General features: G+C 65.4%; 7 protein-coding genes. 3 read left to right on the top strand and 4 right to left on the bottom strand.

Going from position 1 to position 9,138, the window contains the following annotated elements; all coding sequences use genetic code 11:
* Positions 1–221: 221 nt before the first annotated feature.
* The 3 genes from FHR94_RS19060 (at position 222) to FHR94_RS19050 (ending at position 3,129) form a co-directional block, all read left to right on the top strand.
* Positions 222–1,151, top strand: a complete 930-nt coding sequence (locus FHR94_RS19060) for a LysR family transcriptional regulator (protein WP_183328295.1) — start codon at positions 222–224, stop codon at positions 1,149–1,151.
* 85 nt (positions 1,152–1,236) lie between these two features.
* A complete protein-coding gene (locus FHR94_RS19055) occupies positions 1,237–2,109 on the top strand; it encodes an EamA family transporter (protein ID WP_183328293.1) in 873 nt (290 codons plus the stop codon).
* A 111-nt stretch (positions 2,110–2,220) separates the two neighbouring features.
* Entirely contained in the window at positions 2,221–3,129 is a 909-nt protein-coding gene (locus FHR94_RS19050; protein WP_183328291.1) for a bestrophin family protein, read from the top strand.
* Positions 3,130–3,261: 132 nt separating this feature from the next.
* On the opposite strand, the gene FHR94_RS19045 is transcribed toward FHR94_RS19050, so the two are convergent.
* The 4 genes from FHR94_RS19045 to FHR94_RS19030 form a co-directional block, all read right to left on the bottom strand.
* A complete protein-coding gene (locus tag FHR94_RS19045; protein WP_183328289.1) occupies positions 3,262–4,161 on the bottom strand; it encodes a hydroxymethylglutaryl-CoA lyase in 900 nt (299 codons plus the stop codon).
* A 293-nt stretch (positions 4,162–4,454) separates the two neighbouring features.
* On the bottom strand, positions 4,455–6,506 hold the full coding sequence (locus FHR94_RS19040; protein WP_183328287.1) for an acetyl/propionyl/methylcrotonyl-CoA carboxylase subunit alpha: 2,052 nt from the start codon (positions 6,504–6,506) through the stop codon (positions 4,455–4,457).
* Positions 6,503–7,333: an enoyl-CoA hydratase-related protein gene (locus FHR94_RS19035; RefSeq protein WP_183328285.1), complete on the bottom strand. Its 831-nt coding sequence runs from the start codon at positions 7,331–7,333 to the stop codon at positions 6,503–6,505. Before FHR94_RS19035 ends, FHR94_RS19040 begins: the two co-directional genes overlap by 4 nt.
* Positions 7,334–7,421: 88 nt before the next feature.
* The gene (locus tag FHR94_RS19030; RefSeq protein WP_183328283.1) at positions 7,422–9,029 is read right to left on the bottom strand and encodes a carboxyl transferase domain-containing protein; all 1,608 of its coding nucleotides are present in this window, start codon (positions 9,027–9,029) and stop codon (positions 7,422–7,424) included.
* Between the last annotated feature and the right edge of the window lie 109 nt (positions 9,030–9,138).

Genomic DNA, 9,138 nt, shown 5'->3' with positions numbered 1-9,138 from the left:
ATCTTCGGGCCGTTGCCGACCACCCCGACGGGAAAAATCCAGAAGTTCCTGTTGCGCAAGCAGCTCGAAGCCAGTCTGTCGGCTTGAGTCGATCGGGCACAAGGAGTTGAGACAGCCCTGTGGTGGGCAATATGGCTTTCACATCGGCAACGATTATAGTGACCCTTGAACGGGTCACTCGATCGGGCCGGTGGCCACCGCCATTCATGCGAGTATTGGTTATGTTACGACTCCCGCCCCTGATCGCACTCTCCTATTTCGAGGTCGCCGCGCGAACCAAGAGTTTCGCCGCAGCCGCCAAAGAGCTCAATGTCACGCCGGCGGCGATTAGCCACCAGATCAAGGCGCTGGAGGAGTATCTTGGTGTTGAACTGTTCGTCCGCCACCACCGGCGGGTCAGCCTGACGCCGGCCGCGCGTGTGGCTCTGCCGGAGCTGCATGATGGGTTTCAGACGCTGGGTCGTGCAGTAGACAAGATCCGCTCCTATGGTGAAGAGCGCCTGATCGTCACCGTGTGCGCCGAACCCCTGTTCGCCACCAAATGGATCGTGCCACGACTGCACCGTTTCTACGTCCGTTGTCCGGAGGCCGAAGTGCGACTGCAGGCGAGCCTGCATACGGTGGACCGCGCCCATAATAGCACCTTCGGTGTGACCGACCTCAAGCGCGCCGGCATCGACGTTTCCGTGCGCCTCGGTTACGGCCAATACCCCGGCATCGAGCCGCAGCGACTCATGGGTCTCGAGTTGGTGCCAATGTGCACACCGGAACTGGCCGCCACCCTGGACGGTATCGACACACTGCGTGGACTGCCATTGCTGTGTGACAGCACCCTCACGCGCTTCGACGAGCCCTGCGGCTGGAAAGAGTGGTTCAAGTCGCAGGGATGTGAAAGCGGCGCGTTCCGGGAGCTGCGGTTTGGCAACGGACTGCTGGCACTGGAGGCGGCCATCGCCGGCCAAGGCGTCCTGCTCGGTAGCCGGGATCTGCACCAGGCGGAATTGAGCGCTGGAAAACTGGTGGTAGCGTTCGATAGCCTGCTGAACTGTGGCCAGGCCTACTACGTGGTGAGCGCGGGCGCAGGCCTAGAGCGACCCATCGCCGGACAGTTTCGTGAATGGTTATTGGATGAGGCAAATATGCTTGCCTAAGTGAAAGCCTGGGATCCAGCCCCGAGCTTCCAACCGCCTTATACGGAGCTTTTCCGTCGTCTCATTGGCGCCAGCAGGAGAGCAAATGGCAAGAGTGAGCACGGCATTCGTGGTAATGGCGGCGCTATGCTGGGGATTATCCGGCGGGATCGGCGGCATGCTCATGGCCGACGGCTGGGACCCGCTCGTGGTGTCGTTCTACCGTGGCGCGATCGGACTCGTGTTCGTGGTCGTCTGGCTAGCATTACGCCCTCACAACAGCGGGTTGGCCAGTCGCCCATTATGGTTCTGGTCGGTGATTGCCGGTCTCGGCGTGGCGGGTAATTTCACCTTCTATTTCGTGAGCATTGCGAAGGGCAGCGTCGCGGTGGCGGCGACGTTGATGTACTGCGCCCCGGTGTTCGTCTTTCTCGTGTCGTTTGCCCTCAGGCTCGAAAGACCCACGACGCTCAAGTGGGCCGCGATCGCCATGGTCATACTGGGGATCGTGCTACTGACGCGCATCTACGACATCCAGCCGGGAGGTGTCACCCCAATCGGCGTCGCCGCCGGGCTGCTTGCCGGGCTATCCTATGCGGTCTTCATCTTCGGCTTCAAGTATGCGGCACCACACGGCAGCCCCCAGGCGATTCTGGTCATGGCGTTCGCCGTACTCGCCGGCATACTGGTGTGGCTGGGTGATGCCGACCAGACCCTGGCGGTGCTGAGCGCGTCGAGCTGGCCCCTCTTCGCCCTGCTGGGAGTGCTTGGTGCAGGCGTGTCGTTCATTCTCTATATCGTCGGGCTGAACCATACCGCACCGGCCGTGGCGGCTATCGTGGCCATGGTCGAGCCGGTCACGGCGTCGCTATTCGGGGTCGTGGTGCTCGATGAACGCCTGGTCGCTATCCAGCTTGTCGGCATGGGCCTGATTCTGGTCACGGTGACGGTGTTGAGCGTCGCCTCGAGCGCTCGGTAGGGCCCCGCTCACCTGATATCGGCGAGTCGTGCTCCGTCATCATGCCTGGCTTTCCTCCTTCGATCCGCTATGACAATATCGCTTCCCTTTGGCTGTCCGGAGTCGTTGTTCATGATCGTTCGGGATCGCCCCAGTGCGCTCGGGTTGATGCTGGCCTGGAAAGGGTCAGTGGTTCCCCACATCCTGCCTCATATCCTCTTGGCCGGTCTGTTTGCCGCGGCCGTGACCTGGGTCTCTCGCCATCATCATCTGGATGGTATCGTCGAATACACGTTGCTGCCCTTCACTCTGATGGGAATCGCCCTGTCGATCCTGCTCAGCGTGCGCAACACGGCGACCTACAATCGCTGGTGGGAGGCACGCCAACAGTGGGGGCGAATGGTCTATGAAATGCGCAGCCTGGCTCGTGCCGGCGGTATCTATCTCAGCCCGGAACGACGCCATAAGCTGGTGATGCGCGCATTGGCCCATGCTCACCTGCTGCGTGGGCAGTTGCGTGATGAAAATGTTCGCGCGGATCTGCCTTCCTCGCTGCCGGTGGCGCTGGTCGATGAAGCGCTGGGTTCGCGCAACCCGGCGGCGTTCATGCTGCAGCAAGCCGGCAACGTGGTGGCAGAAGCCCATCGGGCAGGGGATATCGACTCGGTGGCGGCCGCGGCCCTGGATCAGCATTTGCACGGCCTGGCTGGTATTCAAGCCGCGTCCGAGCGGATCGCCCAGACACCGCTGCCGTTTGCCTATACGCTGTTGGCGCACCGAACCGCCTATGTCTATTGCTACCTGCTACCCTTTGGCCTGGTTCCAGGCGCAGGCTGGTTTACTCCGGTATTTACCGCCACCGTTGCCTACACCTTTTTCGGGCTGGATCGCTTGTCGGAACAGCTGGAATTTCCCTTCGGTCGCCAGGCTAATGATCTGCCGCTGGACGCCATCTGCCGAGTGCACGAGATCAGCGTGGCCGAGGCTCTGGGCGAGCCGGCGCCCGAGCCGCTGCAGCCAGAGATGTTTCAGCTGCAATAAATGAGGCTTGTCTCGGTTCGCCCGACTGAGCGCCCTATGCCCCGTTCCTTGTTTCAAGCCCCGATGCAGAAGGCATCAACAAGCCCCCGAGTCAGTCGCCTGGCTCGGGAGCTTTTCGTTCTGGCAGCCGGGTTACTGGGCAGCCAGCGCCACGCCGACCTTGGAGCGGTTGGGCCGCCCAATGGCCTGGGTGATCCAGCTGCCGGTGTCGGCGAGCTTGTCGAGGTCGATGCCGGTGTCGATGCCCAGCCCCTGGAGCAGGTAGACGACGTCTTCGCTGGCCACGTTGCCGGAGGCGCCCTTGGCATAGGGACAGCCGCCGAGGCCGGCGACGGAGCTGTCGATCACCGCCACACCTTCCTCGAGCACGGCGTAGAGGTTGGCCAGCGCCTGGCCGTAGGTGTCGTGGAAGTGGGCGGCGAGCTGGGCCATCGGCACGTCCTTGGCTACGGCCTCCAGCATACGCTTGGCCTTGAGCGGGGTGCCGGTGCCGATGGTGTCGCCGAGCGAGATCTCGTAGCAGCCCATGGCATACAGGGCCTTGGAGACCTCGGCCACCTTGGCCGGGGCGATCTCACCCTCGTAGGGGCAGCCGAGCACGCAGGAAACGTAGCCGCGCACGCGGACATTGGCCTCCTTGGCGCGTTCGAGCACCGGGGCGAAGCGCGCAAGCGACTCGGCCACGGAGCAGTTGATGTTCTTCTGCGAGAAAGACTCGGAGGCGGCGCCGAACACCGCGACTTCCTCGACGCCGCACTCGAGTGCGGCCTCTAGGCCCTTGAGATTGGGGGTCAGCGCCGAGTAGACGATGCCCTCGCGGCGCTTGAGGCCTTGCATCACCTCGCGGTGGTCAGCCATCTGTGGCACCCACTTGGGCGAGACGAAGCTCGCCGCCTCGATGTGGGCAAGGCCGGCCGCGCCAAGGCGGTCGATCAGTTCGAGCTTGGTGGCGGTCTGGATCGGCTCGGGCTCATTCTGCAGCCCGTCACGCGGGCCGACCTCGACCAGACGCACGCTGTTGGGAAATGCCATTGGTTATCTCCTGTCTTGCTCACGACGGGCCGATCATGTGGCCTCGAGTCGCGGCTTACCCGGCAACAGCTCTCCGAGCGGGGCCGGCCCTCCGGGGGCGCTGTAAATACCTCCCTGTACGCTACCGATGCCATCCATGGCATAGGACCCCCTCTACGACCTGCCCCCGGCGCCGCTCACCTGAGTCGTGCCTAGCGATTGCCATCAGTGCCGACGCGGCCAAAATCCTGCTTGGCGCTTGGCGCTTGGCGCTTGGCGCTTGGCGCTTGGCGCTTGGCGCTTGGCGCTTGGCGCTACTCGTCCGCGGCGAATTCCAGCAGCACGTCGCCTTGCCCCACGGTGTCACCGGCCGCGAAGTGGAAGCTTTCCACGTGGCCGTCGGCGGGGGCGGTCATGGTGTGCTCCATCTTCATGGCTTCCATGACCATCAGCGGCATGCCCTTTTCCACACGCTGGCCGGTCTCCACCAGCAGCGCGACCACCGTGCCGTGCATGGGCGCGGTGAGGGTGGACTCGGCCTCGTGATGACCATGGTCGATGGCGTCGATGCGCCGCCAGAACAGCCGGGTCTCGCCTTGGGGATCGGCCATCACCACGATGTGGCCGTCGCGTCGTGTCTGCAGGCGGCGGCGATGGCCGTTCAGCGTCACCGCCACGGCATCCCCCTCGAGGGGCTGCAGGCGCGCCATCAGGGTCTCGCCACCGATGCTCAGGTGCCAAGGATCGGCATCACCCTCGCGGGTACCTTCGACGACGACCACGGCCTCGCTGTTGTCGTCATCCTGGGCATGCGCCGGATCACACAGGGCGATGCGGATGGTGTGCGGGGCATTGAGCCGGAAGCCGTCGTGGCGGTCCCAGGGCGAGTCGCTCTCGCATTCCCGAGCCAGCTGGCTCAGGCCGACCAGTGCGGCGCCGGCGTACTCTTCGGTGCGGTAAGTCCGCGGAGCGAACAGCGTCGCCTCGTTGCGCTCGATGAAGCGCGTGTCGAGGTCCACGGCCTTGAACGCCGGATGGGTGGCCAGGCGCTGCAGGAAGGCGCGATTGGTGACCACGCCCTGCACGTCCAGGGCCGCCAAGGCGCGCCCCAGGGTGGCCAGGGCCTGGTCGCGGTCGTCGCCATGGACGATCAGCTTGGCGAGCATCGGGTCGTAGTGCATCGACACCGTGTCACCGCTTTCCACGCCGCTGTCCAAGCGCACGCGCTCGGGGTCGAGGCCGGCACCGGTGAGGTCCAGGGCGAAGCGGTTCAGGGTGCCGGTGGCGGGCAGAAAGTCCTGTTCCGGGTCCTCGGCATAGAGGCGAGCCTCGAAGCTATGGCCAGTGATGGTCAGCTCGTCCTGTGCCAGCGGGAGCGCTTCCCCCATGGCCACCCTGAGCTGCCACTCGACCAGATCCTGGCCGGTGATCATCTCGGTGACCGGGTGCTCCACCTGCAAGCGGGTGTTCATCTCCATAAAGTAGAACGACCCGTCGGCATCGAGCAGGAACTCGACGGTGCCGGCACCCACATAGCCGATCTCCTTGGCGGCACGCACGGCGGCCTCGCCCATCTCCCGGCGCAGGGCCTCGCTCATGCCGGGGGCGGGGGCCTCCTCCAGCACCTTCTGGTGGCGACGCTGCACGCTGCAGTCGCGTTCGAACAGGTAGACGCCGTTGCCGTGGCTGTCGCAGAACACCTGGACCTCGACGTGGCGCGGCTGGGTCAGGTACTTCTCGATCAGCATGCGGTCGTCGCTGAAGGCCGCTCGGGACTCGCGGCGGCAGCCGTCCAGCGCCGCCTGGAAGCCGGCGCCGGATTCCACTATGCGCATACCCTTGCCGCCGCCGCCGGCGCTGGCCTTGAGCAGTACCGGGTAGCCGATCTGGTCGGCCTCGGCCTTGAGTAGGGCGTCGTCCTGGTCGTCGCCATGATAGCCGGGGACCAGCGGCACTCGGGCACGGTGCATGCGTGCCTTGGCGGCCGACTTGTCGCCCATAGCGGCGATGGCCGAGGCCGGCGGACCGACGAAGGTGATGTCGGCGGCGTCCAGGGCCTCGACGAAGGGGCCGTTCTCGGAGAGAAAGCCATAGCCGGGGTGGATGGCGCCGGCGCCGGTGCGCCGGGCGGCCTCGACCACGGCCTCCACGTTCAGATAGCTCTCCCGGGCGGCGGCCGGACCCAGGCGCACGGCCTCGTCGGCTTCGCGCACGTGACGGGCATTGGCGTCGGCGTCGGAGTAGACGGCGACGGTGCGCAGGCCCATTCGGCGGGCAGTGCGCATCACGCGACAGGCGATCTCGCCGCGGTTGGCCACCAGCAGGGTATCGAAGCGCTGGGCATTGTTGTTCGGCGTCTGGGTCATGAGCGGCGCTCCGTGGTCGATGAGGGTTCGGGGGCCCAGGTGGGGCGGCGCTTCTCGAAGAAGCTGGCGAGGCCCTCCTGGCCTTCATGGCTGACCCGCAGTTCACTGATCACCCGGCAGGTATGATCGCGGGTCGGGTTGCTGTCGGGGACGCGGGCGACCTCGGCCAGCAGCGCCTTGGTGGCTCGGCTGGCCTGGGGCGAGGTGGTGAGCAGGGTCTCGACCATGGCCGTGACGGCGTTATCCAGTTCCTCAGGGACCACCACCTGGTGAGCCAGGCCCAAGGTCAGCGCACTGGCCGCGTCCATGACCTCGGCGGTCAGGGCGTAGCGACGCATCTGGCGCGATCCGAGAGCGCGCTGCACATAGGGGCTGATCACCGCCGGCGACAAGCCGATGCGCACCTCGGAGAGACAAAACCGGGCCTTGTCGGAGGCGATGACGATGTCGCAGCAGGCGGCCAGGCCCACGGCACCGCCGAAGGTCGCCCCCTGCACACGGCACACCGTGGGGCAGGGGAGGGTATCCAGGCTGTGCATCAGCGCCGAGAGCTCCCGGGAATCCGCCAGGTTGTCCTCGAAGTCATAGTCGACCATGCGCTTCATCCAGTTCAGGTCGGCGCCGGCGGAAAAGCTCTTGCCCTCGGAGCCGAGCACCAGGGCACGGACCTCGCCGCGCTGGGCGAGTTCGCCCACGCGCAGCAGATGGCCGTTGAGCTCGTGGATCAGGTGATCGTCGAAGGCATTGTGGACCTCGGGACGCTCGAGCGTCAGCCAGGCGACGCCGCGCTCGTCGATCGTCAGTTTTGAATAAGTCGGTGTCGTCATATCGGTACCCTGCAGGCTTCGGGCTTCGGGCTTCGGGCTTCGGGCTTCGAGCGCTCGTGGCCCGAGGCCCATGGCTGGCGCGAAGCGTCTACATTCTGAACACGCCGAAGCGGGTCTCTTCCACCTCGGCATTCATGGCGGCGGCCAGGGACAGGCCAAGGACATCACGGGTCTGCAGCGGGTCGATGACCCCGTCGTCCCACAGCCTGGCACTGGCGTACCAGGGATGGCCCTGGTGCTCGTACTGGGCCCGGGTCGGCTGCTTGAAGGCCTCTTCCTCCTCCGGTGTCCACTCGCGACCCTCGCGCTCGATCTGCTCGCGTTTGACCTGGGCCAAGACGCCTGCGGCCTGTTCGCCGCCCATCACCGAGATGCGCGCATTGGGCCACATGAACAGCAGGTTGGGGTCGTAGGCGCGGCCGCACATGCCGTAGTTGCCGGCGCCGAAGCTGCCGCCGATCAGCACGGTGAACTTGGGCACCTTGGCGCAGGCCACGGCGGTGACCAGCTTGGCCCCATGCTTGGCGATGCCCTCGTGCTCGTACTTCGAGCCGACCATGAAGCCGGTGATGTTCTGCAGGAAGATCAGCGGCACTTTCCGCTGTGCACACAGTTCGATGAAGTGGGCGCCCTTGACCGCGGACTCCGAGAACAGCACGCCGTTGTTGGCGACGATCCCCACCGGATAGCCGTGGATGTGCGCGAAGCCGGTGACCAGGGTGTCGCCGTAATAGCGCTTGAACTCGTCGAAATCGGAGTCGTCGACGATACGCCCGATCACCTCGCGCACGTCGAAGGGCTTCTTCAAGTCGGTGCCGACGATGCCGTAGAGCTCGCTGGGATCGAGGCGCGGTGGTTTCGGCGCTTGCATGGCGAGCTGGCCGCGCTTCTGCCAGTTGAGGCGTGACACGCAGGCGCGGGCCAACTGCAGGGCGTGGGCATCGTTCTCGGCATAGTGGTCGGCCACGCCGCTTTTCTTGGCATGGACGTCGGCGCCGCCCAGGTCCTCGGCACTGATCGACTCGCCGGTGGCGGCCTTCACCAGCGGCGGGCCGCCCAGAAAGATGGTGCCCTGCTCCCGGACGATGATCGACTCGTCGGCCATGGCCGGCACATAGGCGCCGCCGGCGGTGCACGAGCCCATGACCACGGCGATCTGTGGGATGCCCTCGGCGGAGAGGGTGGCCTGGTTGTAGAAGATGCGTCCGAAGTGGTCGCGGTCGGGGAAGACCTCGTCCTGGCGGGGCAGGAAGGCGCCGCCGGAGTCGACCAGGTAGATACAGGGCAGTCGGTGCTTGCGAGCGATCTCCTGGGCGCGGATATGCTTCTTCACCGTGAGCGGGAAGTAGGTACCGCCCTTGACCGTAGCGTCGTTGGCAACGATCACGCACTCCACGCCCGAGACGCGGCCGATGCCGGTGACTATGCCGGCGGCGGGCACCGGGCTGTCGTAGACCTCATAGGCGGCCAGCGCCGAGAACTCGAGGAAGGGCGAGCCCTCGTCGATCAGGTGATCGATGCGATCACGCACGAACAGCTTGTCTCGGGACTCATGGCGTTGGCGTGCCTTCTCGCCGCCGCCCTGGTGGATGGCAGCGGTCAGCTCGCGAAGCTTGCCGACCTCGTGGCGCATGGCGCTCTCGTTGGCTTGGAAGCCTGCGCTGCGCGGATTGATCTGGGTATGCAGGATAGACATGTAACATCCTCTGACGAGCTTCGAGCTTCGAGCTTCGAGCTTCGAGCTTCGAGCTTCGAGCTTCGAGCTTCGAGCTTCGAGCTTCGAGCTTCGAGCTTCGAGCTTCGAG

This window comes from Halomonas cerina (assembly GCF_014192215.1).
Taxonomy (GTDB): Bacteria; Pseudomonadota; Gammaproteobacteria; order Pseudomonadales; family Halomonadaceae; genus Halomonas; species Halomonas cerina.
This window is presented reverse-complemented; position numbering and strand designations above follow the sequence as displayed.

Excerpts from the sequence above, each read along its gene's own strand:
- FHR94_RS19055 (WP_183328293.1), top strand. The coding sequence starts at position 1,237 with ATGGCAAGAGTGAGCACGGCATTCGTGGTAATGGCGGCGCTATGCTGG.
- FHR94_RS19045 (WP_183328289.1), bottom strand. The coding sequence starts at position 4,161 with ATGGCATTTCCCAACAGCGTGCGTCTGGTCGAGGTCGGCCCGCGTGAC.
- FHR94_RS19030 (WP_183328283.1), bottom strand. The coding sequence starts at position 9,029 with ATGTCTATCCTGCATACCCAGATCAATCCGCGCAGCGCAGGCTTCCAA.
- FHR94_RS19050 (WP_183328291.1), top strand. The coding sequence starts at position 2,221 with ATGATCGTTCGGGATCGCCCCAGTGCGCTCGGGTTGATGCTGGCCTGG.
- FHR94_RS19035 (WP_183328285.1), bottom strand. The coding sequence starts at position 7,333 with ATGACGACACCGACTTATTCAAAACTGACGATCGACGAGCGCGGCGTC.
- FHR94_RS19060 (WP_183328295.1), top strand. The coding sequence starts at position 222 with ATGTTACGACTCCCGCCCCTGATCGCACTCTCCTATTTCGAGGTCGCC.
- FHR94_RS19040 (WP_183328287.1), bottom strand. The coding sequence starts at position 6,506 with ATGACCCAGACGCCGAACAACAATGCCCAGCGCTTCGATACCCTGCTG.